The sequence below is a fragment of the Actinomadura sp. NPDC049382 genome, assembly GCF_040677125.1.
GTDB classification, from domain to species: domain Bacteria; phylum Actinomycetota; class Actinomycetes; order Streptosporangiales; family Streptosporangiaceae; genus Spirillospora; species Spirillospora geliboluensis.
Window position 1 is genome coordinate 19,435 of record NZ_JBFARO010000061.1, and the last position, 26,519, is coordinate 45,953.

The following is a 26,519-nucleotide window of genomic DNA, read 5'->3' on the forward strand; positions in this document are numbered from 1 at the left end:
ACCTCCCCGGGGATCGCCCTCCCGGCAAGAGGCCCTCAGCCTTTAGCCTTCTATACCGAGGATATTCCCGAGTTCGTTGATCGGCACATCGCCGGTGGCCGAATCATTTCCCGTATCCCGCCCGATATGCCGCGTTGATGACCGATTTAGGCCACCCTCCGGACCGGTCGCCTCACGCGGCGGTCCGCCGCGCCCCGCCGACAGCGCCAGCAGCGCCCCGAGCACGCACATCCCGGCGGTGATCCAGAAGATCTCCTGGTACTCGGTGCGCAGCGCGTCCCGCAGCGCCGCGTTGTAGACCTCCATCTGCCGGGCGAACTCGTCCTTCGACATCAGGAACGGCAGCGGCGGCTTCAGATCGGCCGTCAGCGCGTGGAACCGGTAGAACCCCCAGCCCGACAGCGCCGACACCCCGAGCAGCATCCCCATCATCCGCGCGACCACCACCGCCGCCGACGCGACACCGTGCTGCGCCGCCGGGACGAACGCCAGCACCGCCGACGACACCGGCGCGATCACCAGGCCGAGGCCGAGGCCCGTCACCACCAGATCGACGTCCATCCGCGGCAGCGGCCCGTACGACGCGCTCGCCAGATCCGCAGGCCAGCCCGCGATCAGCAGGTAGCCCACCGCCGACACCGCCATGCCCGCCGCCATCGGCCAGCGCTCCCCCACCCGCCGCGCGAGCAGCCCCCCGGCCACCGCCGCGACCGGCAGCGCCACCAGGAACCGCGTCAGCAGCAGCGCGCCCTCGGTGGTGTCCTTGTGCAGGACGGTCTGCGCCACCAGCACCACGTCCACCAGCGTCACCATCAGCGCCGCGCCCGACAGCAGGCTCACGCCCAGCGTCGCCAGCAGCGGCCCGCGCCGCACCCCCGACAGGTCCAGCAGCCGCGTCCGCGACCTGACCTCCCACAGGACGAACACCGCCAGCACCACCGCGCCCGCCGCCAGCGCCGCGAGCCCCCACGACGGCAGCGCCGACTCCTGCGGCTCCGGGTTGTAGACCGCCGCCACCAGCAGCCCCAGCCCCAGCGCCAGCAGCAGGCCGCCGACCACGTCCACCCGCGGCCGCGGCCCCTCCCCGCGCCCGCCCGGCACCGCGACCTGCACCGCCACCATCGCCACGACCACCAGCGGCACGTTGATCCAGAAGATCGCCCGCCAGTCCAGGACGGCCGCGACCCCCGCCCCGTACAGCGGGCCCAGCACGCTCCCCAGCTCCTGCGCGGCCCCCACCGCGCCCAGCACCACCGGCCGCTGGCGCTCCTCCCACAGATCCCCGGCCAGCGCCATCGTCACCGGCAGCAGCGCACCCCCCGCGACGCCCTGCACCACCCGGCCCGCCGTCAGCACCGGCACATCCCCCGCCAGCGCCGTCACCACCGACCCCACCGCGAAGAACACCAGGCACGCCTGCAGCAGCGGCCGCCGCCCGAACCGGTCCGACAACTGCCCGAGCAGCGGCATCGCCGCCACATACCCCAGCAGGAACCCCGTCAGGACCGGCGTCACCCGCTCCAGCCGGTTGATCGGGACCCCGACGTCCTTGACCATCGGCACCAGGACCGTCGTCACCACATACGCGTCCAGCGCGGCCAGCAGCACCACCGCGCCGCCCGCCCCGATCGCGACCCGGCGCCGCACCCTCACCCCCGGCCGCCCTACTTCGGCGCGCTGATCTTGTACGGGGCGTCGAACTCGGTGAACGCGATCACCACCGCGCCGCCGTCCGGGAACGCCCCCCGCACCTTCACCAGCCGGTGATCGGCCTTACCCACCCACACCTGGCCGTCCATGTCCGCGGTGATCCCCGGGATCAGCCCCGCGATCTGCGCCTTCGGCAGCTTCGCGCCCACCCGGTACGCCTCCTCGCCGTCCACCTTCTCCACCGCCTGCGGCTCCGGCGACGCCGCCGACGACAACAGCATCGGGATCCCCCGCTGCGGATCCAGCACCGCAGACGGGTCGTACACGCTCGACGCCAGCGCCTTCGGCAACTTCCGCCACCCGCCCGTCCCCGCGTCCAAGAAGATGCTGTCCCCCGCCGCGACGACCTTCATCTCCACGTTCTGGCCCGACTGCTCGATCGTCAGCGTGCCCTCCGCGTCCCCGCTCCGCAGCAGCTTCATATCGCCGCCCTTCACGATGACCGGCGTCTTCCCCTCCGACTCCAGCGTGAACCCGACGCTCTTCAACGCCCCCATCGCCCGCGCCGCCTCCCGCAGCGTCCCCGCCGCGTCGAACTGCGCCTTCCTCGCCGGCTCATCCGACCCGCCATCGCACGCGCCGGCGAACACCAGCGCCAGCAGAACCGGAACAAGAGCGACCATGCGTCTCGACATACGCGGGACCCTACCGACCGGTCACCACGGCCGTCACTCGCCTCCAGGTATGACATCCGCCCGCCAAAAGGAGGACATCACACCGCCCGCCCGCACCCTCCACCGCTAAGATTGCACGCGGCAAAACCCCCACCGCCACCGGGGGAACGGCCACGGGGCGGTAGCTCAGCTGGTCAGAGCAGGAGACTCATAATCTCCCGGTCGCGGGTTCGAGTCCCGCCCGCCCTACAGAGGTGGGGGAGGTGTGTCCGCGGAGAGCGCGGACCTTGCCTCTTTCGCAATGCCTTCCCGGGGGGCGACCCCCGGACCCCCGATGTGGGGGCTCCGCCCCCACGCCCCCCTTGTGGCTTGGGCCCGCGCGTAGGTTTTGGGGCTCCGCCCCTTGCCCCCTTGTGGCTTGGGTCGGCGCGTGGGTTTTGGGGCTTCGGCTCTTGGCCCCTTGTGGCTTGGGTCCGTGTGTGGGTTTGGGGGTTCTGGTTAGGCGGGCCAGGTGGGGTGGCGTTTCTCCAGGAAGGCCGTCATGCCCTCTTGGGCCTCCGGGGTTTGGCTGGAGGCGGCCATTACCTCGATCGCGTAGGCGTAGGCGTCTTGTTCTGGGCGGTCCAGTTGGGCGTACATGGCCTGTTTGCCGAGGGCCTTGCTTCGGGGGCTGCCCTGGGTCGCTCGGGTGAGGAGCTCCCGGGTCACCTTGTCCAGGTCCTCGCCGGGGACGGCGTAGTTGATCAGGCCCCAGTCGGCTGCCGTGGCGGCGTCGACGATCTCGCCGGTGAGGGCCATTTCGGCGGCCCTCTTGCGGCCTATGTTGTGCGAGATCGCCACCAGGGGCGTGTGGCAGAACCAGCCGCCCTTGCCGCCGGGGGCGGCGAAGCCGGCGCTCTCCGCGGCCACGGCCAGGTCGCAGCTCGCCACCAGCTGGCAGCCGGCGGCGGTCGCCAGGCCGTGCACGCGCGCCACGACCACCTGCGGGACGGACTGGATCGTCCGCATCAGATCCGTGCAGACCTGGAGCAGGTCGCGGACGTCGGCGTGGGACGCGCCGGCCATGTCGGCGAAGTCGTGGCCCGCGGAGAAGACCGGGCCGTTCGCGGCCAGGATCACCCCGCGGGCGTCCGTAGCCCCGACGTGGTGGAACGCGTCGGTCAGGTCCTTGAGAAACGCCTTCGAGAGGGCGTTGCGGCGGCGGGGCCGGTTCATCGTGATCGTGGTGAACGGGCCGTCGCGCTGAACCAGGACGTCTTTGTCATCGCTCATGACATCGACGTTATGTCAGACCCGCCTCGTACGGTGGGCGGGTCCGAGGACCGAGGGGGTATGGCCTTGAAGCTGCTCACCGCCACCAACGCCGGCCAGGGATTGCGCGACAACGACTTCGACTGGTGCGTCGAAGGGGAACTGGTGCACATCGGGCTCGTGTGCGCCCGCGACCGGGGCGACCCCGACGGCGGCTGCGGCTGCGGCCGCTCGTTCGCCGGGCTCAACTCGCACCGCGCCACCACGACCGCGATGGTGCGGGACGTCCCCGGGTTCACCGAGGCCGACTACGTCATGGCCATCCGGTCCAGCCTTGAGCAGCAGGGCTGCGACCCCTCGTTCGCCGAGCACGAGGCGGCGCTGCTGCGGTGCCTCGTGCGCGACTGGCCGGTGGGGGTGATCGTCGAGCGGCGGCTGGATGAGATCGTGGTGAGGCAGGTCGTCCAGCCTTGACGGAGGTGCACGATGCTCGTCGCGTTCTCGGTGACGCCGCTCGGTGCGGGTGAGGAGGTCGGCGAACTCGTCGCCGAAGCGGTCCGGGTCGTGCGGGAGAGCGGCCTCCCGAACCGGACCGACGCCATGTTCACCACGATCGAAGGCGAATGGGACGAGGTCATGGACGTCGTGAAGCGCGCGACGGACGCCGTGGCGGCGCGTGCGCCGAGGGTCGGGCTCGTGGTCAAGGCCGACATCCGGCCGGGGGTCACGGGGGCCCTCGACGCCAAGGTCGCGTCGGTGGAGCGCCACCTCAGCCGTTGAGCCAGTCCTGGATGTCGTCGTCGGTCGGCGGCAGCAGGCACCACAGCGCCTCCTCCTCCGAGGCGCACAGGGGGACGCCCAGGCCGAAGAGGCGGAACAGCTTGGCCGTGAACGGGTTCGCGCCCACCAGGGCCAGGGCCGCCCCCGCCGCCTCGCAGACGCGGGCGCACTGGTGGACCATGCGCAACCCGTCCACGTCGATGAAGGTGAGCCCGGACAGGTCGAGGACGAGCGGGCGGTGGGCCAGTGCCCGCAGCCGCGGCCGGACGTCGGAGCACGATGCCCGATCCAGCTCTCCGGACAGGAGGGCCGTGGTGTGGCGGTCGCCCTCGATGACGACCAGATCGGCGACGCTCATGACGCCATGATGGTGCGCGCCGCGGTCTCCCGTCAGGTGAAGCAGGCGCTTACGCCGTTCTCACCTCCGCGGGAGAAGCTGCGCAGCCGCTGCACGGCCGTGCCGTGGTCGCCCGGCTTCGTCCACGGGGCCCCGTCGCCGATGACCTGGAACGCGTCCACGAGTTCCTGCTCGTCGCCGTCCTCGAACCGCAGCGTCCCGTCGTCGGACGAGCCGTACAGGACCGCGCCGGCCAGGCAGTCGGCCTGGAGTTCGGCGGCGGGCGACACCAGGCCGCGGCGGAGCCGCGCCTGGATCGCGTGGCCCCACTCGTGCGCGATCACCAGGTACACCCACGCGTCGCCGCGCGCGTAGCCCGAGCGCATGAGGTGCGCGTCCCACGCCACGTAGTCGCCGTCCGGGCAGTAGGCGGCGTTGTCGCTCGTCAGGCGTTCGTCGCCGCAGAGCGGGGCGGTGCCCTGGTCGCGGCCGTCGTAGAGGCCGACCACGCGCGGTGAGCCGTACGAGCCGGTGAACAGCTCGTCCCAGTGGCGGCGCCAGTAGTCGTCGGTCGTCTGCTCGGCGGTGCGCAGGTCCTCCTGGAAACCCGCCTCGTCGAACGCCCTCGGCACGGGCCGCGATTGGGCGGGTGCCACGGCGGCCGGGCCGGGCGGGCGGACCTGGAACTGGCACGCCGCCGTCAGCGCGAGCACCGCCGCGGCCGCCGCTCCCGCGCGCCTCGACTCCCTCATACCGGGACATACGCATGGGCGGGCGCGGAGGGTCGAACTGTGCTCGCCGCACAACCCGAACGACCTTCGGTTGGACTCCCGCCACGTCTTGCCCCGGGCCCGTAGACGCAGGTCGGCGGCCCGTGCTGGGCTGCCCGCCACACGAACTTCGGGAGGGGCGAATGGCGAACGGGACCCTCGTGGTCCGCGATCTGTCGGTGAGCTACGGGCGGGCCGTCCGGGCCCTGCGCGGCGTGTCGCTGGACGTCCCGGCGGGCGCGGTCACGGCCGTGCTCGGCGCGAACGGGGCCGGCAAGACCACGCTGCTGCGGGCCATCTCCGGCACGCTCCCGTTCCACCGGGGGGCGGTGGACACCGGCACGGTCCGGCTCGGCGACCGGTCCCTCATCGGGCTGCACCCGGCCACCGTCGTGGCGGCCGGGGTGGTGCAGGTCCCGGAGGGGCGGCGGGTGTTCGGCCGGCTCAGCGTGGAGGACAACCTGCGGGCGGGCGCGCTCGGGGCGCCCGGCCGCGCCGCCGCGGCCAAGGCGCACGGGCGGGTGCTGGAGCTGTTCCCGGTGCTCGCCGAGCGGGCCCGGCAGCGGGCCGGGCTGCTGTCCGGCGGCGAGCAGCAGATGCTCGCGATCGGGCGGGCGCTGATGGCGTGCCCGTCGGTGCTGCTGCTGGACGAGCCCACGCTCGGCCTCGCGCCGCTGATGGCCGAGCGGATCGCCGAGACCGTCCGGGAGATCAACCTCCAGGGCACGGCGATCCTGCTGATCGAGCAGAACGCGGCGCTGGCGCTGGAGCTGTCGTCGTCCGCGCACGTGCTGGAGGTCGGCGCGGTCGCGCTGCACGGGCCGTCGGCGGAACTCGCCGCGAGCGACGAGGTCCGGCGGCGCTACCTCGGCGTCGGCGGCGAGGACGACGGCGACGAGGGCGGGGACGAGTCCGTGCCGCCGCCGTCGCTGGAGCGGTGGGTCGGATGAGCGACCTGGTGGTGGAGGGGCTCACCGTGCGGTTCGCCGGGCTGACCGCGCTGGACGGGGTCGGGTTCACCGTCGCGGCCGGGAGCGTGCACGCGGTCATCGGGCCGAACGGCGCGGGCAAGTCGACGTGCTTCAACGTGCTGTCCGGGGTGTACCGGGCGAGCGGGGGCAGCGTCCGGTTCGGCGGCGCGGAGCTGACCGCGCTGCCGCCGCACCGGATCGCGGCGCTCGGCGTGGCCCGGACGTTCCAGAACATCGCGCTGTCGCGGCACCTGACCGTCGAGGACAACCTGATGCTCGGGCGGCACCGGCTCACCCGGGCCGGGTTCGTGTCGGCGGGGCTGCGGCTGCCGCGGGCGCGCCGCGAGGACGCCCGGCACCGGGCGCGGGTCCGCGACATCGCCCGGTTCGTCGGGGTCGCCGAGCATCTGGCGGCGCCGGTGGGGCTGCTGTCCTACGGCGTCCAGAAGCGGGTCGAGCTGGCGCGCGCGCTGGCGATGGAGCCCCGGCTGCTGCTCCTGGACGAGCCCGTCGCCGGGATGAACGGCGCCGAGCGGCGGCGGATGGCCGGCGTCATCGCCCGGGTCCGCGCCGACCTCGGCGTCTCCGTCCTGCTGGTCGAGCACGACATGGGGATGGTCATGCGGCTGGCCGACGAGGTCACCGTCCTGGACTTCGGCAAGCGCATCGCGGGCGGCGCGCCCGAGGCGGTGCAGCGGGACCCGGCCGTGGTCCGCGCCTACCTCGGCGCTGCGCACGTCCCCGCGGATTCGGAGGGAAACCCTTGAGCACGTTCATCGAGCTGGTGGTCAACGGGGTCTCGGCGGGGTCGGTGTACGCGCTGATCGCCCTCGGCTTCGTGATCATCTTCAAGGCCACCGAGGTGGTCAACTTCGCGCACGCGTCGCTGCTGCTCGTGGGCGGCTATGTCACGGCGGTCCTGCACGACGACATCGGCTTCCTGCCGGCGCTCGGCGCGGGCATCGCCGGGGCGGCGGTGGCGGGCGTGCTGGTGGAGCTGGTGGTGCTGCGCCGGGCCCGGGTGGAGGACCACGCGGTGCTCGCGATCGTGACGATCGGCGTCGACATCGTGCTGACGACGGCGCTGACGCGGGAGATCGGCACGCAGGTCCTGTCGATGGGCGACCCCTGGCAGAACAAGATCGTGGACGTGGCGGGCGTCGGCCTCGCACAGACCCGCATCGCCGCGTTCGCCGTCGCGTCCGTGCTGATCGCGGCGTTCCTGCTGGCGTTCCGCTACACCTCGTGGGGCGTGGCGATGCGGGCGGCGGCCGAGGACGGGGAGACGGCGGCGCTGATGGGCGTCAGGCTGTCGCGGGTCTCGCTGGCCGCGTGGGCGATCGCGGGCGCGCTCGCGGCGGTCGCGGCGCTGTTCCTCACCGTGTTCCCCACGCCGGGGCTGGACCGCGGCACCTCGTTCGCGGCGATGAAGGCGTTCCCGGCGGCGATCCTCGGCGGGCTCGACTCGACGACGGGCGCGCTCGCCGGCGGCCTCATCGTCGGGCTGACCGAGTCCCTGGCGACCGGCTACCAGGGCGACCTCGCGTTCATGGGCCGCGGCATCGGCGAGGTGGCGCCGTTCCTGGTGATGCTCGCCGTGCTGCTGATCCGGCCGGCGGGCCTGTTCGGGACGAGGGAGCTGTCGCGTGTCTGAGCGTCCGCTGCGCCTGGCGGCGGCGGCCGGGGGCCTCCTCGTGCTGCTCGCCCTGCCCTTCTACCTCGACGCGTTCTGGCTGCAGACGGGCCTGTTCGCGATGTCGGCGGCGATCGGCGCCATCGGCCTGAACCTGCTGACCGGCGCGACCGGGCAGCTGTCGATGGGGCACGCGTTCTTCCTCGCGGTCGGCGCCTACGGGTACGTGTACCTCGCGTCCGACTCGGGGCCGCACGGGGCGGGCCTCGGCCTGCCGACGCCGCTGGCGTTCGTCGGCGCGATCGTCCTCGCCGGGGTCGCGGGCGGGCTGTTCAGCCCGATCGCCGGCCGGCTGCGCGGCGTCTACCTCGGCATCGCGTCGCTGGCGCTGATCTTCATCGGGCAGCACGTGCTGTTCAACGCCGAGACCGTCACCGGCGGGTTCAACGGCCGGGACGTCCCGCCGCTGGAGATCGCCGGGTTCCGCTTCGACGACTCCCCGGAACTGGTGCTGTTCAACGTGCCGCTGGGCGCGCTGGAGCGGCTGTGGTTCCTCGCCGTCCTGCTGCTGTTCCCGGCGGCGTGGATCGCGCGCGGCATCCTGCGCGGCCGGCCGGGGCGGGCGATGAACACCATCCGCGACCACGAGACGGCGGCGGCCGTGATGGGCGTGCCCGTGGCGCGCTACCGGGCCGGGGTGTTCGTGCTGTCGTCGATGTACGCGGGGGCGGCCGGGGCGCTGCTCGCGCTGGCGTTCCGGCGGACCGTCCCGGACTACTTCGGCATGTTCCTGTCGCTGGACTACCTCGCCATGATCGTCATCGGCGGGCTCGGCACCGCCGCCGGGGCCGTCGCCGGGGCGGTGTTCGTGTCCGTCCTGCCGCAGCTCCTCACCCGCTTCGGCGACGACCTGCCGCTCGTCGCCGCGCCGGGCTCCGCCGGGGTCTCCCCCGCCGAGGCCGCCCGGATCCTGTACGGCGCCGCCGTCGTCGCCGTCGTGCTGTTCCTGCCCGGCGGCCTGGCCGGGACGTGGTCGCGGCTGCGCACCGCCGCGTCCCGGCGCCGGGCCGCCCGTCCCCTCACCCGACTCGACCAAGAGGAGCAATTCACATGAACCGAACGGCACGTCTCACGGCGGTCGCCGCGCTGGCGGTCGCGCTGCCGCTGGGCCTGGCGTCCGGCTGCAGCGGCAAGGCCACCGGCGGCTCCGGCGGCACCGGCGCGGACGGCGTCAAGACCGGCCCCGGCGTCACCGACGACACGATCCGCGTCGGCGCGGCGACCGACCTGACCGGCGTGTACGCGCCGCTCGGCAAGAGCCTCACCCAGGCGCAGCAGCTGTACTTCGAGCAGGTCAACGCCCAGGGCGGGATCTGCGGCCGCAAGGTCGAGCTGGTCGTCCGCGACCACGGCTACGACGTGCAGAAGGCCGTCGCGGGGTACAGCGAGATGCAGTCGAGCGTCATCGGCCTCGCGCAGTTCGTCGGGTCGCCGATGGTGACGGCGCTCAACCAGCGGATCACCTCCGACAAGATGTTCGTGATCCCGAACGCGTGGTCGACGACGCTGCTCGGCAACAAGTACATCCAGGTCACCGGCACCACGTACGACGTCGACATGATCAACGCCCTGGACTTCCTCACCAAGGAGAAGGGGATCAAGAAGGGCGACAAGATCGGGCACGTGTACTTCGAGGGCGACTACGGCGAGAGCGCGCTCGCCGGGTCCAAGTACGCGGCGGGCAAGCTCGGCCTCACCATCGTCGAGCAGAAGATCAAGGCGACCGACAACGACATGACCGCGCAGGTCTCGGCGCTGAAGGAGGCCGGCGTCGCGGCGATCCTGATGAGCGCCGGGCCGAAGCAGTCCGCGTCGCTCGCGGGCGTCGCGCGTGCCAAGGGCATCATGGCGCCGATCGTGGCGAGCAACTCCGGGTTCTCCCCGCAGCTGCTCCAGACCCCGGCCGCGCCCGCCCTGCTGAAGGGCTTCTACCTCGCCAGCGCGGGCGCGCCGATCTCCTCCGACCTGCCCCTGATCAAGCAGCTGGCGGACGACTACGGCAAGAAGTACCCGGGGCAGCCGCGCGACAGCGCGGTGGTCAACGGCTACACCGGCGCCGTGATCTTCGGGGACGCGCTCAAGAAGGCGTGCCAGTCCAAGGACCTCACCCGGGAGGGCGTGATCGCGGCGCACCGGTCGACGACCGCGCACGACGGCGGCTACGGCACCCCGATGGACTTCTCGAAGGTGGACGAGCCCGGCACCCGCAAGACCTACATCCTGCGGACGGACGCCAAGGCGCTCGGCGGCATGGTCGTCGAGCGGGAGGCGACGGAGTCGGAGGCCGCCGAGACCTACAAGGTCCCGTCCGGGGCCTAGGCCGCCGGTCGCCGGGGCTCAGTCCCCGGCGACCAGGCGGGCCGCGATCCGGTCGAGGGCGGCGAGGTCCTCGGCCGGGAGGGCGCGCAGCTCGGGCGGCGGGGTGCTGAGGATGCGCTCGGCCTCCGCCGCCGCGGCGCGCCCGGCCTCCGTCGCGGTGACGAGCTTGGAGCGGCGGTCGGCGGGGTTGGCGCTGCGCTCCACCAGGCCGCGGCCGACCAGGTCGTCCACCACGAGCGTGACGTAGGGGCGGTCGGTGAGCAGCAGCTCGGCGAGGTCGCGCAGCGGCAGCGGGGCGGGCGCGGCGGCGATGCGGCGCAGCGCCTTCACCCGGAAGAAGCTCATGCCGAGCGCCTCGGTGACCTCGCGGCGCCGGTCGCCCCGCTCGTGCAGCAGGACGCCGAGGTTCCGCCACGCCCGCGCGGCGGTCTCTGCGGTGGAGGGCTGGGCGGCGCCGGAGGGCTGGGCGGTGCCGGAGGGCTGGGCGGTGCCGGAGGGCTCGGTGCGCGCGGTCGGCTCGGCGGCGGGTTGGGTGCTCATCGGGCGCTCGCTCCCGTCACAGGGGATCCGTCCGGCACCGGATCGCCGGCGTCGAACAGGCCGGCGACGCGCGCGACGCTGCGGGCGGCCCGCCGGCCGGTGGTGGCCGTGCCGAGCACGAGGACGGCGGCGGCGCATCCGGTCAGGATCCAGTATGCCGGGCGGGCCGCGGCGGTGAAGGCGGCCGCGCCGGGCGCGCCGGCCGTCCCGGCGGCGAGCACCGCGCCGATCACCGCGACGCCGAGGGCCTGCCCGACCTGCCGGCTGGTGGAGGCGACCGCGGCGGCGACGCCGGCCTGGGCGCGCGGCATCCCGGACACGGCCGTGTTGGTGATCGGCGAGTTCACCATCCCGAACCCGATGCCGAACAGGACGTAGGACGCGAACAGGGTGGCGTCATGGGTCTCGGCGCCGAACGCGGCGAACAGCAGCGCGCTCGCCAGCATCGCCGCACCGGCGAGCTGCAGCGGCAGCCGAGGGCCGCGGCTCCCGACGAGCCGCCCCGACAGCGGGCCGCACACGGCGGTCATCGCGGCCATCGGCAGCAGGTACAGCCCGGCGTGCAGCGCCGACAGCCCCCGGATGTTCTGCAGGTACAGGGTGTTGAGGAACAGGAACCCGCCGAGCGCCGCGAACCCGCTGATGGCGATGAGCGTCGCGCCGGAGAACGGGACGCTGCGGAAGAAGCGCAGGTCGATCAGCGGTTCGGGGGCGCGCAGCGCGTGCACGGCGAACCCGGCGAGGGACGCGGCGGCCAGCAGCGCGGCGCCGAGGACGGCCGGGTCGTCCGGGCCGCGGCCCGGCGCCTCGATGATCGCGTAGGTGAGCGTCCCGAGCAGGACGATCAGGTACCCCTGGCCGAGCGGGTCGGCGCGGCGCGGCCGCGGGGCGCGCGACTCGGGGACGAACAGCGCGGTGAGCGCGAGCGCGGCGAGCCCGATCGGCACGTTCAGCCAGAAGATCGACCGCCAGCCGACGGAGTCGACGAGCAGCCCGCCGACGAGCGGGCCCATCGCCATGCTGAGCCCGACGACGCCGCCCCAGACGCCGATGGCGCGGGCCCGCTCGCGCGGCTCGGTGAACACGTTCGTGATGATCGACATGGCGACCGGGTTGAGCATCGACCCGCCGACCGCCTGCACGACGCGAGCGCCGACGAGCCAGCCGAGGGACGGCGCGAGGCTGCACAGCACCGACCCGGCGACGAACAGCGCGAGCCCGGTCTGGAAGACGCGCCGCCGCCCGATCCGGTCGGCGGTCGAGCCGGCCAGGATCAGCAGCGAGGCGAGGACGATCAGGTACGCGTCGATCGTCCACTGCAGGCCGGACAGGGAGCTGCCGAAGTCGTGCTGGAGCGTGGGCAGCGCGACGTTGAGGATGGTGTTGTCGAGGCTGACGATGAGCAGGCTCATGCAGCAGATGGCCAGCACGAGGAGCCTGCGGCGGTGGCTCAGCTCGGGCACCGGCACTCCACTCGTTGTAGGCATATAACGGTTATAAGCCTACAACGATCCTCGGCGTGCCGGTCCCGCGCCGGTTCAGTGCCGGTTCAGTGCAGGGCGGGCACCCGGGTGCGCGCGGCAGGGACGACGAGCGGCGTCCCGGTCTCCGGGCAGTCGATCACCCGGCACGGCAGCCGGAACACCTCCTCGACCAGCTCGGACGTGACGACCGCGGCGGGGGCGCCCTCGGCGACGATCCGGCCCTCCCGCATGGCGATCATGTGGGTGGCGTAGCGGGCGGCGTGGTTCAGGTCGTGCAGCACCGCGACCACCGTGCGGCCCTCCTCGTGCAGCCGCGCGCACAGGTCGAGGACCTCGATCTGGTGCGCGATGTCGAGGTAGGTCGTCGGCTCGTCCAGCAGCAGCAGCGGGGTCTGCTGGGCGAGCGCCATCGCGATCCAGACGCGCTGCCGCTGCCCGCCCGACAGCTCGTCCACGGGCCGGGCCGCGAGGTCCTGGACGCCGGTCGCGGCCATCGACTCGGCGACGACCCGCTCGTCCTCCCGGGACCACTGCCGCAGCAGGCTCTGGTGCGGGTACCGGCCGCGCGACACCAGGTCGGCGACCGTGATGCCCTCCGGCGCGATGGACGACTGCGGCAGCAGCCCGAGCGTGCGGGCGAGCTTCTTGGCGGGCCAGCCGGAGATCGGCCGGCCGTCCAGCACGACCGTCCCGGCGGCCGGCTTCAGGATCCGGGCGAGCGCCCGCAGCAGCGTCGACTTGCCGCACGCGTTCGGGCCGACGATGACGGTGAACGACCCGTCCGGCACGGCCACGTCGAGGTTCTCGGTGATGGTGCGCTTGTCGTAGGCGAGGGTGAGTCCCGTGCCGGTGAGCCGCGCGTTCGCGTCCTTCATTCAGATCCGTCCCGTCTTGCGTTCGGTCACCAGGAGCCAGACCAGGTACCCGCCGCCGAGGAGCCCGGTCACCACGCCGACCGGGAGCTGGTGTCCCGGGAAGGCGCGCTGCGCGACCCAGTCGGCGGCGACCAGCAGCGCCGCCCCCATGCACGTCGCGGGCAGCAGGTTGGGGCCGGTCGTGCGGGTGAGGCGCCGGGCGAGCTGCGGCGCGGTCAGCGCGACGAACGCGACCGGCCCGGCCGCCGCCGCGGCGAGCGAGATGAGCAGCACGGCCGCGGCCAGCATGATCAGCCGGACCCGCTCGATGGGGACGCCGAGGCCGTGCGCGGCGTCGTCGCCCATCTCCAGCATCCGCAGCGCCCGCCCGCAGCCGACGAGGACGAGCGGCCCGAGGACGGCGAGCCCCGCGATCGCCGGTGCGGCGTCCGCCCAGTCGCGGCCGTCCAGGCTGCCGGTCAGCCACAGCACGGCGCGCGCGGCCTCGGTGATGTCCGCCTCGGTGAGCAGGTAGCCGTTCACGCCGGTGAGGATCGCCGCGACGCCGATGCCGACGAGGATGAGCCGCTGGCCGTGCGCGCCGCGCCGGCCCGCCGCCGCCCACACGACCAGCCCGGTGAGCAGCCCGCCGCCGGCCGCGCCCGCCGCGACCGCGAGGGTGCCGCCGCCGGTCAGCACGATCACCGCGAGCACGCCGCTCGCCGCGCCCTGGGTGAAGCCGAGGATGTCGGGGCTGCCGAGCGGGTTGCGGGTCAGCGACTGGAAGATCGCGCCGCCCAGGCCGAGCGCGGCGCCGACGGCGAGCGCCGCCGCCACCCGCGGCAGCCGGATCTGGTTGACGATCAGCGAGTCGGCGGGGGTGCCCTGGCCGAACAGGGTCGCGACGACGTCGGCGGGGCTCATCGGGAAGTCGCCGCTGCCGATGAGCAGCACCCCGGCGCCGAGCGCCACGGCGAGGCAGAGCACCGCGACGGCGAACGCGCGCGGGTGGAACCGGAACGACACGCCGCCCGGCGTCCGGACGACCGCTGCGCGGGGTGCGCGGCTCACGACGCCACCGCCTTCCCGAACGGCCGCCTCACGAAGTAGAGGAAGACGGGCCCGCCCGCGACGACCATCACGATGCCGACCTGCAGCTCCGACGGCCGGACGACGACGCGGCCGAGGACGTCCGCCGCCAGCATCAGCGCGGGCGACAGGAGCGCGCAGAACGGCAGCAGCCGCCGCAGGTCCGGGCCGGTCAGCGAGCGGACGAGGTGCGGCACCATCAGCCCGACGAAGATGATCGGCCCGCAGGCGGCCGTCGCCGCGCCGCACAGCAGCGTGACGGCGACGATCGCGACGACGCGGGCGCGGCCGGGGTCGGCGCCGAGCGCGCGGGCCGCGTCCTCGCCCATCGCCATCGCGTTGAGCGGGCGGGCGAGCAGCAGCGCGAGCACCAGCCCGACCAGGACGAACGGGGCGACGCGGACGACCGTGTACTGCTGCGCGGCGGCGAGGGAGCCGACCGTCCAGAAGCGCATCCGGTCGAGGGACGCGGTGTCCAGCAGTTGCACGGCGTTGACGTAGGAGAACAGCGCGGCGTTCAGCGCGGACCCGGCGAGCGCGAGCCGGGCGGGCGTGGCGCCGCGCCCGCCGCCGACCGCGTAGAGCAGCACGGCGACCGCGCCGGCGCCCGCGAACGCGAACCACACGAAGCCGGTGAACGAGGTGATGCCGAGGAACGAGATGGCGGTGACGACGGCGGCGGACGCGCCCGCGTTGATGCCGAGGATGCCGGGGTCGGCGAGCGGGTTGCGGGTGAGCGCCTGCATCACCGCGCCGGCGAGCCCGAGCGCCGTCCCGGCGAGCAGGCCGAGCAGGGTGCGCGGGAGGCGCATGTCGTGGACGACCGTGTAGGCGGCCGAGCCGGGGTCGAACAGCCCGTCCCACGCCTCCGCGAGCGACAGCGGCTTGGCGCCGACCGCGAGGCTCAGCACGGCGGTCGTGAGCAGGAGCAGCACCGCGGCGAGGAGTCCGGCGGCCAGCCGCGAGCGGTGCGGCGGATCGGCCGGCCGCTCGGTGAGCAGCGGCGGCGGCGTGGTCGACAGCACCTGCGGGCCCCCTCTGGACAAGATCTTAGGTTAGGTTAACCTAAGTCTTGATCGGCCCACTATCCGATCACTGTAGTTGATTCTTGGAGATCGCCCGAAATGTCGAATACCGGTGCCCGCCACCTCACCCGCCGCGGCTTCCTCGGAGCCGGCGGCGCCGTCGCCCTCGGGGCCCTGATCAGCGCCTGCGGCGGCGACGACGGCGCGGGCGGCACCGCCTCCCCCGGCGGTGCCTGGACGTTCACCGACGACCGCGGCACGAAGGTGGACCTCAAGAACCGCCCGCAGCGCGTCGTCGGCTACGTCGCGACCGCCGCCGCCCTCTACGACTTCGGCATCGACAAGCAGCTCGTCGGCGTGTTCGGCCCGACGAAGCTCAAGGACGGCAAGCCCGACCCGCAGGCCGGGAACCTGCCCGTCGACCGGCTGGAGATCATCGGCAACGCGTACGGCGAGTTCAACATCGAGAAGTACGCCGCGCTCCGCCCCGAGCTGCTCGTCGACAACATGTTCATCCCGGGCGACCTCTTCTACGTCCCCGAGGAGAGCAAGGACAAGATCTACGCGCTGGCGCCGAGCGTCGCCGTCGCGGCCGGGTCCGTCCCGCTGCCGAAGCCGATCGAGCGGACCGCCGCCCTCGCCGCCGCGCTCGGCGCCGACCTGAAGGCCGCGAAGGTCACCGCCGCCAAGGCCCGGTTCGAGAAGGCCGCCGAGGCGGTGCGCGCGGCGGCCGAGGCCAAGCCCGGCCTGAAGGTGCTCGCCGCGTCCGCGAGCCCCGACCTGTTCTACGCCTCCAGCCCGAACAAGAACACCGACCTCATCTACTACAAGGAGCTCGGCGTCGACCTGATCCTCCCGGACAAGCTGGGCGCCGACGACTACTTCGAGAACCTGAGCTGGGAGAACGCCGACAAGTACAAGGCGGACCTCATCCTGCTCGACTCCCGGACGCAGGCGCTCCAGCCCAAGGACCTCGGCTCCAAGCCGTCCTGGCAGGAACTGCCCGCGGTGAAGGCCGGCCAGGTCATCCCGTGGCAGCCGGAGCCCCGCTTCTCCTACGAGGGCTGCGCGCCGCTCCTCGAAGCGGTCGCCGCGGCCCTGCAGTCCGCGAAGAAGCTCGGCTGAAAGGCGGCACGATGACGACTCCGGCCCACCCCTACGCCTTCTTCGACGTGCACGTGGTCCGGTCCGTGCGGCTCGGGCCGTCCATGGCGCGGATCACCTTCGGCGGCGCGTCCCTCGACGGCTTCGCGACCGGCGGCCGCGACCAGCGGTTCAAGGTGTTCCTGCCGCACCCGCACCAGGACGCCCCCGTCATGCCGGAGAACAGCGACGGCGCCACCTGGTTCGCCGACTGGCGGGCGCTGGACCCGGCCGAGCGCGGCATCATGCGCTCCTACACCGTCCGCGAGTACCGGCCCGGTGAGCTGGACGTCGACTTCGCGCTGCACATGGACGGCGCGTCCGGCCCCGCCGGCCGGTGGGCGGCGAAGGCCGCCCCGGGCGACCGCGTGACGATCCTCGGGCCGACCGGCCCCGACAACGGCGGCTTCGACTTCCGGCCGCCGCCGGGCGCGCCGGTCGTCATCGCGGGCGACCTGACCGCGCTGCCCGCCGTCGCGGGCAACCTCGCCTGGCTGCCCGCCGGGACGCCCGCCCAGGTCTGGGTCGACGTCCCGCACCCCGAGGACCGGCAGGACATGCCCACCGCCGCCGACGCGGAGGTCACCTGGGTCTCCCCCGGCGGCCTGCTGGACGCCGTCCGCGACGCGAAGATCCCGGACGGCGCCTACGCGTGGATCGCGGGCGAGTCCGCCGTGGTGAAGGCGCTGCGCCGGCACCTGGTGAACGAGCGCGGCATGGACCGCCGCGCCGTCACGTTCACCGGCTACTGGCGCCGCGGCGCCTCCGAGGAGGACCTCCTCGCCGAATACGAGGCCGGCGGCAGCCCCGCCACCGAGGAGTAGGCCGGCGCGGAAGCGGGACGCGGCGGGTCAGCGCAGGTCGAACCCGCCGCTCTTCGCCCGCCGCGCGAACGCGCGCCATTCCGCGGACGCGAAGACGAAATGAGTCAGGGGGCGGGGATGAGGCCGTGCTGGAGGGCGGTCATGACGGCGGCGGTGCGGTCGGAGACGCCGAGTTTGGTGAAGATGCGCAGCAAGTGGGTTTTCACCGTCGCCTGGCCGATGTAGAGGCGCTCACCGATCTGGGCGTTGGTGAGGCCCTCCGCGACGAGCGCGAGCACCTCCGCCTCGCGCGCCGACAGGACGGGCGGCGCGGGGGTCTGGTCCACCGCCGTGAGGCGTGCCGACACCTCGGGGGACAGGACGCGGCGGCCCGCCGCGGCGTCCCGCACGGCGGCGGCGAGGTCGGCGCGCGAGGCGTCCTTCAGCAGGTAGCCCGCCGCGCCCGCCTCGATCGCGCGGACGATGTCGGCGTCGTCCTGGAACGTCGTCAGCACCAGGATCCGGTGGCCGGGCAGCCGCTCGATCGCGCTCACGCCGTCGCCGGACGGCATCCGCAGGTCCATCAGCACGACGTCCGGCCGGACGCGGGGCACCAGCGCGACGGCCTCGTCCCCGGACGCGGCCTCCCCCGCCACCTCGATGTCCGGCTCGGCGGCGAGCATCCCGCGCAGCCCCTCCCGGACGATCGGGTGGTCGTCGACGATCATCACGCGGAGCACGGCACCGCCACCTCGATCCGGGTCCCGCCGGTGGTGGCGGCGACGGCGAACGTCCCGCCGGCGCGCTCGACCCGGGTCCGCATGCCGCGCAGCCCGAAGCCGCGCTCGACCTCGCCGGGCGCGAACCCGCGCCCGTCGTCGGCGACGGCCAGCCGCACCGGGTCGCCGTAGTCCAGTTCCACCCGCACCGCGCCGGCGGCGGCGTGCTTGCGGACGTTCGCGAGCGCCTCCTGCGTCACCCGCAGCAGCACGACCTCGACGGCGTCCAGCGGCCGGGGCTCGCCCGTCACGGCCAGGTCGACGGGCAGGTCGAAGTCGCGGGCCAGCCGGCGCAGCGCCTCCACCAGCGAGCCGCCGTCCAGCGCGGGCGGCGCCAGCGCGGCGACGAGGCCGCGCGTCTCGGCGAGGTTCTCGCGCGCGGTCCGCAGCGCCAGCTCCACGTGCCGGTTCGGCCCGACCTCGGCCTCCGCCGCCTGCAGCAGCATCGTGATCGAGGTGAAGCCCTGCGCGATCGTGTCGTGGATGTCGCGGGAGAGCCGCTCCCGCTCGGCGAGCATCCCCGCCTCGCGGGACACCTCCGCCAGCTCGCCGCGCGTCCGGTCGAGCTCCTCGATGAGCCGCAGCCGCTCGGCGTTCTGGTGGCCGAGGCGCCCGATGAACACCGCGAGCAGCAGGCTGCACGCGAGGCCCGCCGCCACGACCACCGCCGTCATCGCCGTGCTCGCCCCGGACTCCGCCAGCCCCAGCCCGACCGGGCCGGAGAACAGCACCAGCATCAGCGCGAAGCCGCGCGCCGCCCCGTACATCATGTAGACCTGCGGCGCCAGCGCCGCGAGGCCCGTCGCCGTCACCGGCGCCAGCAGCGTCGCGGGCACGAACATGCAGACCAGCGCGACGGCGTAGATTTTGCAGCCGGGCCGCGGCACCTCCTGCGACCGCAGCGCCGCCCTCCCGATCGCCGCGTACGCCACGCTCAGCAGGACGAGCAGCGCGATCGCCGCGGCCCGCCGCCCCGGCGGCAGCTCGTCGGCGGCGGTCGCGGCCACGGTCCCGACCAGCACCATCGCGAAGTAGGCGTCCCAGAGCGGGTAGGAGCGGCGCCAGACGTTCTCCGCCCGCGCCACGGGCTCCCCGGCCTCGTCCACCCGCACCCCTTTGTCCACCGACCGGTGGATACTACTGCTCTCCAGGTCACGGCAGGCTCGTGGCCATGAACAAGAACACCGTCCGGCGGGCCCTCTTCACCCTCACCGTCCTCTACGGCCTCGTGATCGCGCTGCTGTCCGCGCTGGACGTCCCGGCGGTCGGCGTCGTCGCGTCCCTGGGCGCCGTCCTGATCGGCCTCGGCTGGGGCTGCTCCGGCATGGTCGCCCGCCGCGACCCGCAGAGCTGAACCTTCACGGGACGCCCAGCGGGGGCGGGTGTCCCCGGTCAGGTCGCGCGGCCGGTCTCGTCCAGGGCGAGGGTCGCGGGGTCGATGACGCCGGCGCGGTAGGCCGCGCCGGCGATCGTCTGCGCGGTGACCGGGGCGGTGATCAGCTGGAAGACGGCGACGAGCAGCAGCGGCGCGGCGGCCGTGACCGAGTCGGCCCGCGGCGCGACACCGGCGAGCACGAGCAGCAGCCCGATCGTCTGCGGCTTCGTCGCGGCGTGCAGCCGGGTGAGCAGGTCGGGGAAGCGGAGCATGCCGAGCGCGCCGACCGCGCAGAACGCCGCGCCGGCGAGCAGCAGGACGGCGGAGACGGCGGTGGTCATGCCCGCTCCCCCCGCTCCCGGCGCTCCGCCCGCGCCGCCGCGAGATGGGCGGCGCTGACCGACCCCACGAACCCCATCAGCGCGATCACCACGAGGATCGTGGCGTTCGCGGATTCCTTGTGCACCGCGGTGTGCACGGCGATGCCGCTCACCAGCAGCACGGCCAGGACGTCCAGCGCCATGATGCGGTCGAACGTGGACGGGCCCCGGACGAGCCGCACGGCCGTCAGCAGGAACGCGGCGCCCAGCAGCGCCAGCGCCGCGTCGTAGACGATGCTCATCGGTCCTCCCTGGTGGAGACGTCTTCTTCGGCCGCGTCCTCGGACGTCCTGAGGGCGCGCATGAGCCGGTGCTCGGTGCGGAGCACGCCCTTCCGCGCGGCGTCCGCCTCCTTCCGCGAGCCGGCGGGCATGGCGTGGATCCGCAGCAGGTGCCGGTCCCAGTCGAGGTCGACCAGCAGCGTGCCGGGGCGCAGCGAGATGCTCGTCGTGACGGCCAGCAGGATGAGCTCGGAGCGCGTCCGGGCGTTCACCTCGACGATGGCGCCCCGCACGGCGCGCGGCCGGTAGAGGGCGTGGCGGGCGATGACCAGGCTGGAGACGAGCAGGTCCCAGGCGAACTCCGCGAGCGCCACGGCGAGCCACAGCGGCCGGATCCGCTTGATGGTGGGCACGGCCGGCAGCCGGCTCACCAGGTAGACGGCGATGACGACGACGGCGCCGCCGACCACGATGAGCGGGTCGGCCCGCCCCCACAGCAGCAGCCACACCGCGAACAGCCATCCGGCCATGCCCAGCCGGGAGACGAGGCGGCGCGCGCGCGTGCTCACGGCCGGCCCCCGTCCAGGACGGCGTGCCGGTAAGCGCTGGTGTCGACGAGGTCGCCGGCGGCGTGCCGGCTCCAGGCGGCGAGCGGGCCCGCGAACACCGCGATGAGGAGCCCCGCGACGACCAGGACGGCGGTCACCGACTTCATGAGCCGCGCACCGCCCTTCGTGTAGGACGCGTCGGGCGGCGGCGGTTCGTCCGCCTCGTCCGGGCGGGGGCGCCAGAACCCGAGCGTCCAGATCCGGCTCATCGCCATGAGGGTGAGGACGCTGCCCAGCACGGCCACGCCCGTGACGGCGTACGCCAGGAGGCTCCCGGAGCCGACACCGGCCTGGAACAGCGCGAGCTTCGCGACGAACCCGGAGGTCGGCGGGACGCCGCTGACGCTCATCGCGGGGATGAAGAACAGCACGGCGATGAACGCGGACAGGCCCGCGAGCCCGCCGAGCCTGTGCAGCGACGTCTCTCCCGTATGCCCTTGGATGAGGTCGCTCACCAGGAACAGCGTCGCCTGCACGACGATGTGGTGGACGAGGTACAGGATCGCGCCGGTGAGGCCCGCGACGTCGAACAGGGCGAGCCCGAACAGCATGTAGCCGATGTGCCCGACGAGGACGAACGAGAACACCCGGTGGATGTCGTCGTGCGTCAGCGCACCGAGGGTGCCGACGAGGATCGTCGCGGCGGCGAGGACGAGCATCGGCCAGGACGCCCGCTCGCGGGGGAACACCAGCGTCTCCACGCGGATGAGCGCGTACACGGCGGCCTTCGTCAGCAGCGCCGCGAACACCGCGGTCACCTTGGTGAGCGCCACCGGGTAGCTGTCGGGCAGCCACAGGTGCATCGGCACGATCGCGCCCTTGATGCCGAACACCACCAGGAACAGCAGCGCGAGCGCGGTGCGGGTGGCGCCGGGCAGGTCCGGGGTCCGCGTCGCCAGGTCGGCGAGGTTCACCGTGCCGGTCGCCGCGTACGTGAGGCCGAGCGCGGTGAGGAAGAGGATCGAGGACGTGAGGCTGACGACCGTGTAGGTCATCCCGGCCCGCACCCGCTCCCCGGTCGGGGTCAGCGTTATCAGGACATAGCTCGACGCCAGCATGACCTCGAACCCGACGAAGAGGTTGAACAGGTCCCCGGCGAGGAAGACGAGGCTGACCCCGGCGGTCAGCGTGAGGTAGGCGGGGTAGAACACGCCGGGCTCGTCCCCGCCGAGCCCGCCGGCGCCCTCCCCCACGGCGTGCAGCATGATCGCCAGCAGCACGGTCGCGGACACCGCGAGCAGCAGCGCCGACAGCCGGTCGGCGACGAGAGTGATGCCGAGCGGCGCCGCCCACCCGCCCAGCTGGACGGCGAGGATCCCGTCCCGCGCCACGGCCGCGACCAGCCCGGCGCAGGCGGCGACGCCGCCGGCGGCGAACAGCGGGGCGAGGATCCGCAGCCAGGTGCTCCGGCGGCGGGCCAGCACCGCCAGTGCCGCGCCGAGCAGCGGCAGCGCGAACGGCAGCGGGACGAGGACGTTCACGCGCCGTCCTCCGGTCCCGGGTTCTCCTGCTCCAGCGGGGTGCCGCCGGGGGCCTCGCCGCGGCGGCGCCGCTCGGTGCAGATCCGGCGGTCCTCGACGTCGTCGGGGACCTCGTCGCCGCCGCGCAGCTGCCGGCTCCGGTAGGCCATGGCCAGCAGGAACGCGGTGACGCCGAAGGTGATGACGATCGCGGTCAGCGCCATCGCCTGCGGGAGCGGGTCGGCGGGACCGTCCGGGCCCTTCGCGCCGAGCAGCGGCGGCGTCCCCGCGGGTCCGCCGGCGAGCAGCAGCAGGAGGTTGGCGCCGTGGCCGAGCAGGCTGAAGCCGATCACGATCCGGATGAGGGACCGCTGCATCAGCAGGTCGAACCCGGTCGCGAACAGCACCGCGACGACCACCACGAGCAGGATGCCGGGCCCGGTCACGACGGCTCCCCCTCCGGCTCTTGGTTCAGCTCCTCGTCCGGATCCTCCAGGCTCGCCCCGAGCGTGCTGAGGATCGTCAGCACCAGCCCGAGCACCAGCAGGTAGACGCCCGCGTCGAAGAACAGGCTGGTGGGGAGCTCGACGTGCCCGAGCACCGGCACCGTCCCCCCGAGGTGCACCGACCGCAGGAACTCCCCGCCGGACGCCCAGCCGCCCGCGCCCGCCGCGACCGCGATGCCGAGCCCGCCGCCGAGCAGCAGGGCGGGGCGGACGGGCAGCGCGGCGGCGAGCTCGCGCCGCCCGCCCGGCAGGTAGCGCAGCACGAACGCCATGCCCGCCACCAGGCCGCCAACGAACCCGCCGCCCGGACGGCCGTGCCCGGCGAAGAACAGGTACACCGAGAACACCAGGACCGTCGGGGCCAGCAGCCGCGCCGCCGCCTCCAGCACCACCGAGGACCCGCCGAGCGGGGGCCGGCCGGGCGTCGCGAGCCAGCGGCTCCGCTGCTCCCGCGCCGGACCGGGCGGCCGCGCGCCCGGCCCGGTCAGCACCAGGCTCGCGACGCCCATCCCGGTCGCGGCCAGCACGGCGATCTCGCCCAGCGTGTCGAGCGCGCGCAGGTCGACCAGGATCAGGTTCACCACGTTCTTCACGTGCTCCTGCACCGCGAGCCGCGTGTAGCCGGGGCCGACCGGCGGCGCGCTCCGGCTCAGCGACGCCGCCACCAGGAACAGCGCGACGAACCCGCCCATGCAGAGGCTGATGACGCCGGTCGCGAGGCGCGCGGACCGCTTGCGCAGGTAGGGCGGGAACCGCTCCGGGAGGCGCCGCAGCACCAGCACGAGCATGAGCAGCGTCAACGTCTCCACAACCACGAGGGTGAGCGCGAGGTCGGGCGCGCCGTGCAGGACGAACAGCCCCGCCATGCCGTACCCCACGCCCGACAGCAGCACCACGGCCGACAGCCGGCCGCGCGCCCACCGCGCCGCGATGGCGCACGCGATCACGACCACCGCCAGCACGAGTTGCGCCGGGTCGGCCCAGGCCCGCGGCCAGCCCGCCGGCGGGTCCGGACCGGTGCCGCGGACGAGCCCGGCCACGAGCACCGAGCCCGGCACGAGCAGCACCATCACCGCGATCACGCCGAGGTACGCCGGGAGCGACCCGGTCTGCAGCCGCCGCGTCACCGCGTGCGCGCCGCTCATGGTCCCCCCGATGACGGCGTCGTAGGCGCGCTGGGCGTCGGGGTGCCACCACCGCGTGGCCCTGCCGGGGAACGTCCGTCCGAACGCCGCGTACAGGCCGGCGCCCACCACCAGCGCGACCGCCGACATCGCGATCGGCACCCCGAGCCCGTGCCACAGCGACAGCTCGTAGCCGGGTCCCGGCAGCGTCTCGGCGTACGGCCCGATCAGCGCCTGCATCGTTCCCGGGACGAGCCCGGCGGCGAACCCCGCCGCGGCCAGCAGCACGACCGGCACGACCAGGCCCCAGGGATCGGCCGGCTCCTCCTCCGTCCCGCCGGAGAAGGCGCCGTGCAGGAACCGAACCCCGTAGGCCACGGTCAGCGCCGACCCCGCGACCACGCCCGCGAGGACGGCGAGGTCCAGGCCGCCGTGCGCGAACGCCTTGAAGGCCACCTCCTTCGCCACGAAGCCGAGGAACGGCGGGATCCCGATCATGGACGCGATCGCCGCCGTCGCCGCGACCGCCAGCACCGGCAGCCGCCGCCCGGCGCCCGACAGGTGGTCCGCGCGCCGCGTCCCGGTGCGGTGCTCGACGGCGCCGACCGCCAGGAACAGCGGCGCCTTGAACAGCCCGTGGGCGAGCAGCAGCGCCGCACCGGCGAGGGCCGCCGTCCGCGACCCGTCGCCGAGCAGCACCATGAGGAAGCCGAGCTGGCTGATCGTCCCGTACGCGAGGAGCCGCTTGAGATCGTCCTGCCGTAGCGCGACGACGCCGCCGACCAGCAGGCTCAGCAGCCCCACGGCCAGCACCAGCGGCCGCCACGGGTCGACCCCGGCGAAGCCCGGCGCGAGCCGCGCCACCAGGTAGACGCCCGCCTTCACCATCGCCGCCGCGTGCAGGTAGGCGCTCACCGGCGTCGGCGCGACCATCGCGGCCGGCAGCCAGGCGTGCAGCGGTACCTGCGCGGACTTGGCGAACGCGCCGAGCAGCACCAGCACCGCGCCCACCTGCGCGGGGGTCCCGCCCGGCGGGTCCGCGACCAGCGCCGAGATCCGGTAGGTGCCCGCGGCCTGCCCCAGCACCACGAACCCGACGAGCATGACCAGCCCGAACGCCGTGGTGGTCAGCAGCGCCTGGGTGGCGGCCCGCCGGTCGGCGGTCCGGTCCGGCCGCGTGTGCCCGATGAGGATGAACGAGCTGACGGTGGTGAGCTCCCAGAACACGTACAGGACGAGCAGGTTGTCGGCGAGCACCAGCCCCGTCATCGCCCCCGCGAACGCCACCAGCGTCCCGGTCATCAGCCGCTCGGACCGCTCGAAGTACCACCCCGAGTAGCACAGGACGACGGCCCCGACCCCGCCCACCAGCAGCAGCATCACGGCGGCCAGGGCGTCCAGCCGGAAGTCGAACTCCAGGCCGAGGTCGGCGGCCCAGACGACCCGGGTCGTCAGCTCCCCCTGCCCGGCCCGGGCCGCCGCCCAGACGGCCGTGGCGGCGGGCGGCAGCGCGGCGGCGCACGCCATCGTCCGCCGGTGGCGCCCCAGTGCCCAGGGGACGGCGACGGCCGCGACGGCATAGATTCCGACCAGCGCCAGCATGCCGCCCGCAGCCCCCTCCCCCAAGGCACGTCTGCAGGCGATCTACCCGACCAGCGTTCCCGAAACGAAGGACCGGACGCGTCAGGGGGCCGTCAGGGGGCCTTCCAGAGCCGCACCTTGTGGTCGTAGCGGTGCGCGCTGGCCACCGTCCCGCCGTCCGGGCTGAACGCGACGGACATCACCGCCGCCACGCGGACCTTGAAGGCGGTGGCCTTGTTGGTGGCCAGGTCCCACACCCATGTCGTGCCGTCGGCGTCACCGGCGGCGAGGTACTTCCCGTCGCGGCTGTAGGCGAGCGACTGGACCCAGTTGCCGGCGTCGGTGAACGTACCGGTCACGCGCTTGGTGGCCGTGCTCCACTGGTTCACCTTGCCGTCCTGCCCGCCGACGGCGAGGGTCTTGCCATCCCCGCTGAACGCGACCGCCAGGGCGGTGGAATTGTCGAAGCTGCTGATGAGGCGTTTGGTCCGCACGTTCCACAGCATCGTCGGAGAGGAGTTGCCGGTCGCGGCGAGCATCGTCCCGTCCGGGCTGAACACCACCGAGTCGCCGTTCCACGCGCTGTTCCCGTACTGGGCGACCACGCGCCGGCCGGACACGTTCCACAGCTTCACGGTCGCGCCGCCGTCGCCCGCGACGGCGAGGGTCTTGCCGTCCGGGCTGAACGCCAGGTCACCGATGTGGACGCCGTCGTTGTCGAGGGCGGCGACGGCGCGCCTGGTGCCCAGGTCCCACAGCTGCACCTTGCCGCCGGAGCCCCCGGCCGCGAGGAGCCGGCCGTCCGGGCTGAACGCCACCGCGTAGACCTTGTCCTGGTAGTCGTCGAAGACGGCGACGGGACGTTCGCCGGCCACGTCCCACAGCCGCACCGTGTGGTCCTCGCCGCCCGACGCCAGCGTCTTGCCGTCCGGGCTGAACGCCACCGCCTGCACGTCCTCGGTGTGGCCGCTCAGGGCGTTGGCGGGCGCCTTGTCGTCGAGGTAGCCCTTCACCAGCACGACGGCCTCGTCCTTGGGGATGCCGTCGCAGCCGACCGCGACGATCGCGATGTCGTCGGCGGGGGTGTGCGCGGCGAGGGCGG

At 73.9% G+C, this 26,519-nt stretch carries 29 protein-coding genes and 1 tRNA gene; 11 read left to right on the plus strand and 19 right to left on the minus strand.

The features are described from left to right. Positions 1–42 precede the first annotated feature (42 nt). Positions 43–1,653, minus strand: a complete 1,611-nt coding sequence (locus AB0K34_RS28775; protein WP_364552045.1) for an MFS transporter — start codon at positions 1,651–1,653, stop codon at positions 43–45. An 11-nt stretch (positions 1,654–1,664) separates the two neighbouring features. After that, a complete protein-coding gene (locus AB0K34_RS28780) occupies positions 1,665–2,345 on the minus strand; it encodes an LppX_LprAFG lipoprotein (RefSeq protein ID WP_301173985.1) in 681 nt (226 codons plus the stop codon). Positions 2,346–2,499: 154 nt separating this feature from the next. On the opposite strand from AB0K34_RS28780, the gene AB0K34_RS28785 reads away from it, so the two are divergent. Further along, positions 2,500–2,573: transfer RNA gene (locus AB0K34_RS28785), tRNA-Ile, on the plus strand. A 249-nt stretch (positions 2,574–2,822) separates the two neighbouring features. Here AB0K34_RS28785 and AB0K34_RS28790 read toward each other — a convergent pair. Beyond that, positions 2,823–3,596 carry an enoyl-CoA hydratase-related protein gene (locus AB0K34_RS28790; protein WP_364552049.1) on the minus strand — a complete coding sequence of 258 codons (774 nt, stop codon included), beginning with the start codon at positions 3,594–3,596 and terminating at the stop codon, positions 2,823–2,825. A gap of 60 nt (positions 3,597–3,656) precedes the next feature. Here AB0K34_RS28790 and AB0K34_RS28795 point away from each other — a divergent pair, with 60 nt between their 5' ends. Together AB0K34_RS28795 and AB0K34_RS28800 are read left to right on the plus strand one after the other, a co-directional pair. Further along, complete coding sequence (locus AB0K34_RS28795; RefSeq protein ID WP_364552052.1) at positions 3,657–4,049, plus strand: hypothetical protein; 393 nt, start codon at positions 3,657–3,659, stop codon at positions 4,047–4,049. A 12-nt stretch (positions 4,050–4,061) separates the two neighbouring features. Beyond that, a complete protein-coding gene (locus AB0K34_RS28800; protein ID WP_138640961.1) occupies positions 4,062–4,355 on the plus strand; it encodes an MTH1187 family thiamine-binding protein in 294 nt (97 codons plus the stop codon). Here AB0K34_RS28800 and AB0K34_RS28805 read toward each other — a convergent pair. Next, positions 4,345–4,713 carry an STAS domain-containing protein gene (locus tag AB0K34_RS28805; RefSeq protein ID WP_364552055.1) on the minus strand — a complete coding sequence of 123 codons (369 nt, stop codon included), beginning with the start codon at positions 4,711–4,713 and terminating at the stop codon, positions 4,345–4,347. The genes AB0K34_RS28800 and AB0K34_RS28805 overlap by 11 nt on opposite strands. A gap of 32 nt (positions 4,714–4,745) precedes the next feature. Then, on the minus strand, positions 4,746–5,444 hold the full coding sequence (locus AB0K34_RS28810) for a neutral zinc metallopeptidase (RefSeq protein ID WP_364552058.1): 699 nt from the start codon (positions 5,442–5,444) through the stop codon (positions 4,746–4,748). A gap of 161 nt (positions 5,445–5,605) precedes the next feature. On the opposite strand from AB0K34_RS28810, the gene AB0K34_RS28815 reads away from it, so the two are divergent. The 5 genes from AB0K34_RS28815 to AB0K34_RS28835 are packed head-to-tail and all read left to right on the plus strand — an operon-like array spanning position 5,606 to position 10,445. Next, a complete protein-coding gene (locus AB0K34_RS28815) occupies positions 5,606–6,412 on the plus strand; it encodes an ABC transporter ATP-binding protein (protein WP_138640964.1) in 807 nt (268 codons plus the stop codon). Then, entirely contained in the window at positions 6,409–7,200 is a 792-nt protein-coding gene (locus AB0K34_RS28820; RefSeq protein WP_138640965.1) for an ABC transporter ATP-binding protein, read from the plus strand. The genes AB0K34_RS28815 and AB0K34_RS28820 overlap by 4 nt, the downstream gene beginning before the upstream one ends. Beyond that, positions 7,197–8,087 (plus strand): branched-chain amino acid ABC transporter permease, encoded by an 891-nt coding sequence (locus AB0K34_RS28825; RefSeq protein ID WP_364552062.1) that lies wholly within the window; start codon positions 7,197–7,199, stop codon positions 8,085–8,087. Before AB0K34_RS28820 ends, AB0K34_RS28825 begins: the two co-directional genes overlap by 4 nt. Next, positions 8,080–9,180, plus strand: coding sequence for a branched-chain amino acid ABC transporter permease (locus tag AB0K34_RS28830; RefSeq protein WP_364552065.1), 1,101 nt, complete (start codon positions 8,080–8,082; stop codon positions 9,178–9,180). The genes AB0K34_RS28825 and AB0K34_RS28830 overlap by 8 nt, the downstream gene beginning before the upstream one ends. Then, positions 9,177–10,445 (plus strand): ABC transporter substrate-binding protein, encoded by a 1,269-nt coding sequence (locus AB0K34_RS28835; RefSeq protein WP_138640968.1) that lies wholly within the window; start codon positions 9,177–9,179, stop codon positions 10,443–10,445. Before AB0K34_RS28830 ends, AB0K34_RS28835 begins: the two co-directional genes overlap by 4 nt. A gap of 18 nt (positions 10,446–10,463) precedes the next feature. On the opposite strand, the gene AB0K34_RS28840 is transcribed toward AB0K34_RS28835, so the two are convergent. The 5 genes from AB0K34_RS28840 to AB0K34_RS28860 all read right to left on the minus strand — a co-directional run bounded on the left by AB0K34_RS28840 (position 10,464) and on the right by AB0K34_RS28860 (position 15,458). Beyond that, positions 10,464–10,985, minus strand: coding sequence for a MarR family transcriptional regulator (locus AB0K34_RS28840; protein ID WP_364552068.1), 522 nt, complete (start codon positions 10,983–10,985; stop codon positions 10,464–10,466). Next, complete coding sequence (locus tag AB0K34_RS28845; RefSeq protein WP_364552070.1) at positions 10,982–12,448, minus strand: MFS transporter; 1,467 nt, start codon at positions 12,446–12,448, stop codon at positions 10,982–10,984. Before AB0K34_RS28845 ends, AB0K34_RS28840 begins: the two co-directional genes overlap by 4 nt. A gap of 86 nt (positions 12,449–12,534) precedes the next feature. Beyond that, positions 12,535–13,344, minus strand: a complete 810-nt coding sequence (locus tag AB0K34_RS28850) for an ABC transporter ATP-binding protein (protein ID WP_364552072.1) — start codon at positions 13,342–13,344, stop codon at positions 12,535–12,537. Continuing rightward, positions 13,345–14,394 carry an iron chelate uptake ABC transporter family permease subunit gene (locus tag AB0K34_RS28855; RefSeq protein ID WP_138639432.1) on the minus strand — a complete coding sequence of 350 codons (1,050 nt, stop codon included), beginning with the start codon at positions 14,392–14,394 and terminating at the stop codon, positions 13,345–13,347. Continuing rightward, positions 14,391–15,458, minus strand: coding sequence for an iron ABC transporter permease (locus AB0K34_RS28860; protein ID WP_240808277.1), 1,068 nt, complete (start codon positions 15,456–15,458; stop codon positions 14,391–14,393). The genes AB0K34_RS28855 and AB0K34_RS28860 overlap by 4 nt, the downstream gene beginning before the upstream one ends. Before the next feature lie 78 nt (positions 15,459–15,536). On the opposite strand from AB0K34_RS28860, the gene AB0K34_RS28865 reads away from it, so the two are divergent. Both AB0K34_RS28865 and AB0K34_RS28870 read left to right on the plus strand, forming a co-directional pair. Then, positions 15,537–16,562, plus strand: coding sequence for an ABC transporter substrate-binding protein (locus AB0K34_RS28865; RefSeq protein ID WP_364552074.1), 1,026 nt, complete (start codon positions 15,537–15,539; stop codon positions 16,560–16,562). A gap of 11 nt (positions 16,563–16,573) precedes the next feature. Next, positions 16,574–17,404, plus strand: a complete 831-nt coding sequence (locus AB0K34_RS28870; protein WP_364552076.1) for a siderophore-interacting protein — start codon at positions 16,574–16,576, stop codon at positions 17,402–17,404. 104 nt (positions 17,405–17,508) lie between these two features. On the opposite strand, the gene AB0K34_RS28875 is transcribed toward AB0K34_RS28870, so the two are convergent. Further along, a complete protein-coding gene (locus AB0K34_RS28875) occupies positions 17,509–18,123 on the minus strand; it encodes a response regulator transcription factor (protein WP_364552078.1) in 615 nt (204 codons plus the stop codon). After that, positions 18,111–19,286, minus strand: coding sequence for a sensor histidine kinase (locus tag AB0K34_RS28880; protein WP_364552080.1), 1,176 nt, complete (start codon positions 19,284–19,286; stop codon positions 18,111–18,113). Before AB0K34_RS28880 ends, AB0K34_RS28875 begins: the two co-directional genes overlap by 13 nt. Before the next feature lie 47 nt (positions 19,287–19,333). Between AB0K34_RS28880 and AB0K34_RS28885 the strand changes: the two genes are divergently transcribed. Further along, positions 19,334–19,516, plus strand: a complete 183-nt coding sequence (locus tag AB0K34_RS28885; protein WP_138639437.1) for a hypothetical protein — start codon at positions 19,334–19,336, stop codon at positions 19,514–19,516. A 38-nt stretch (positions 19,517–19,554) separates the two neighbouring features. Here AB0K34_RS28885 and mnhG read toward each other — a convergent pair whose 3' ends face one another. From mnhG to AB0K34_RS28920, 7 genes are all read right to left on the minus strand, one after another. After that, on the minus strand, positions 19,555–19,878 hold the full coding sequence (gene mnhG / locus AB0K34_RS28890; RefSeq protein WP_138639438.1) for a monovalent cation/H(+) antiporter subunit G: 324 nt from the start codon (positions 19,876–19,878) through the stop codon (positions 19,555–19,557). Further along, on the minus strand, positions 19,875–20,159 hold the full coding sequence (locus tag AB0K34_RS28895) for a monovalent cation/H+ antiporter complex subunit F (RefSeq protein ID WP_138639439.1): 285 nt from the start codon (positions 20,157–20,159) through the stop codon (positions 19,875–19,877). Before AB0K34_RS28895 ends, mnhG begins: the two co-directional genes overlap by 4 nt. Further along, positions 20,156–20,707, minus strand: coding sequence for a Na+/H+ antiporter subunit E (locus AB0K34_RS28900; protein WP_364552083.1), 552 nt, complete (start codon positions 20,705–20,707; stop codon positions 20,156–20,158). Before AB0K34_RS28900 ends, AB0K34_RS28895 begins: the two co-directional genes overlap by 4 nt. After that, positions 20,704–22,227 (minus strand): Na+/H+ antiporter subunit D, encoded by a 1,524-nt coding sequence (locus AB0K34_RS28905; RefSeq protein WP_364552085.1) that lies wholly within the window; start codon positions 22,225–22,227, stop codon positions 20,704–20,706. Before AB0K34_RS28905 ends, AB0K34_RS28900 begins: the two co-directional genes overlap by 4 nt. Next, on the minus strand, positions 22,224–22,652 hold the full coding sequence (locus AB0K34_RS28910) for a Na(+)/H(+) antiporter subunit C (RefSeq protein ID WP_138639442.1): 429 nt from the start codon (positions 22,650–22,652) through the stop codon (positions 22,224–22,226). The genes AB0K34_RS28905 and AB0K34_RS28910 overlap by 4 nt, the downstream gene beginning before the upstream one ends. Continuing rightward, positions 22,649–25,438 (minus strand): hydrogen gas-evolving membrane-bound hydrogenase subunit E, encoded by a 2,790-nt coding sequence (mbhE, locus tag AB0K34_RS28915; RefSeq protein WP_364552087.1) that lies wholly within the window; start codon positions 25,436–25,438, stop codon positions 22,649–22,651. The genes AB0K34_RS28910 and mbhE overlap by 4 nt, the downstream gene beginning before the upstream one ends. 92 nt (positions 25,439–25,530) lie before the next feature. After that, positions 25,531–26,519: WD40 repeat domain-containing protein (locus tag AB0K34_RS28920; protein WP_364552089.1), on the minus strand; the 989-nt coding region annotated here is incomplete at its 5' end.

Excerpts from the sequence above, each read along its gene's own strand:
- AB0K34_RS28780 (WP_301173985.1), bottom strand. The coding sequence starts at position 2,345 with ATGTCGAGACGCATGGTCGCTCTTGTTCCGGTTCTGCTGGCGCTGGTG.
- AB0K34_RS28790 (WP_364552049.1), bottom strand. The coding sequence starts at position 3,596 with ATGAGCGATGACAAAGACGTCCTGGTTCAGCGCGACGGCCCGTTCACC.
- AB0K34_RS28795 (WP_364552052.1), top strand. The coding sequence starts at position 3,657 with ATGGCCTTGAAGCTGCTCACCGCCACCAACGCCGGCCAGGGATTGCGC.
- AB0K34_RS28800 (WP_138640961.1), top strand. The coding sequence starts at position 4,062 with ATGCTCGTCGCGTTCTCGGTGACGCCGCTCGGTGCGGGTGAGGAGGTC.
- AB0K34_RS28805 (WP_364552055.1), bottom strand. The coding sequence starts at position 4,713 with ATGAGCGTCGCCGATCTGGTCGTCATCGAGGGCGACCGCCACACCACG.
- AB0K34_RS28810 (WP_364552058.1), bottom strand. The coding sequence starts at position 5,444 with ATGAGGGAGTCGAGGCGCGCGGGAGCGGCGGCCGCGGCGGTGCTCGCG.
- AB0K34_RS28815 (WP_138640964.1), top strand. The coding sequence starts at position 5,606 with ATGGCGAACGGGACCCTCGTGGTCCGCGATCTGTCGGTGAGCTACGGG.
- AB0K34_RS28820 (WP_138640965.1), top strand. The coding sequence starts at position 6,409 with ATGAGCGACCTGGTGGTGGAGGGGCTCACCGTGCGGTTCGCCGGGCTG.
- AB0K34_RS28835 (WP_138640968.1), top strand. The coding sequence starts at position 9,177 with ATGAACCGAACGGCACGTCTCACGGCGGTCGCCGCGCTGGCGGTCGCG.
- AB0K34_RS28840 (WP_364552068.1), bottom strand. The coding sequence starts at position 10,985 with ATGAGCACCCAACCCGCCGCCGAGCCGACCGCGCGCACCGAGCCCTCC.
- AB0K34_RS28850 (WP_364552072.1), bottom strand. The coding sequence starts at position 13,344 with ATGAAGGACGCGAACGCGCGGCTCACCGGCACGGGACTCACCCTCGCC.
- AB0K34_RS28865 (WP_364552074.1), top strand. The coding sequence starts at position 15,537 with ATGTCGAATACCGGTGCCCGCCACCTCACCCGCCGCGGCTTCCTCGGA.
- AB0K34_RS28870 (WP_364552076.1), top strand. The coding sequence starts at position 16,574 with ATGACGACTCCGGCCCACCCCTACGCCTTCTTCGACGTGCACGTGGTC.
- AB0K34_RS28885 (WP_138639437.1), top strand. The coding sequence starts at position 19,334 with ATGAACAAGAACACCGTCCGGCGGGCCCTCTTCACCCTCACCGTCCTC.
- mnhG (WP_138639438.1), bottom strand. The coding sequence starts at position 19,878 with ATGACCACCGCCGTCTCCGCCGTCCTGCTGCTCGCCGGCGCGGCGTTC.
- AB0K34_RS28895 (WP_138639439.1), bottom strand. The coding sequence starts at position 20,159 with ATGAGCATCGTCTACGACGCGGCGCTGGCGCTGCTGGGCGCCGCGTTC.
- mbhE (WP_364552087.1), bottom strand. The coding sequence starts at position 25,438 with ATGCTGGCGCTGGTCGGAATCTATGCCGTCGCGGCCGTCGCCGTCCCC.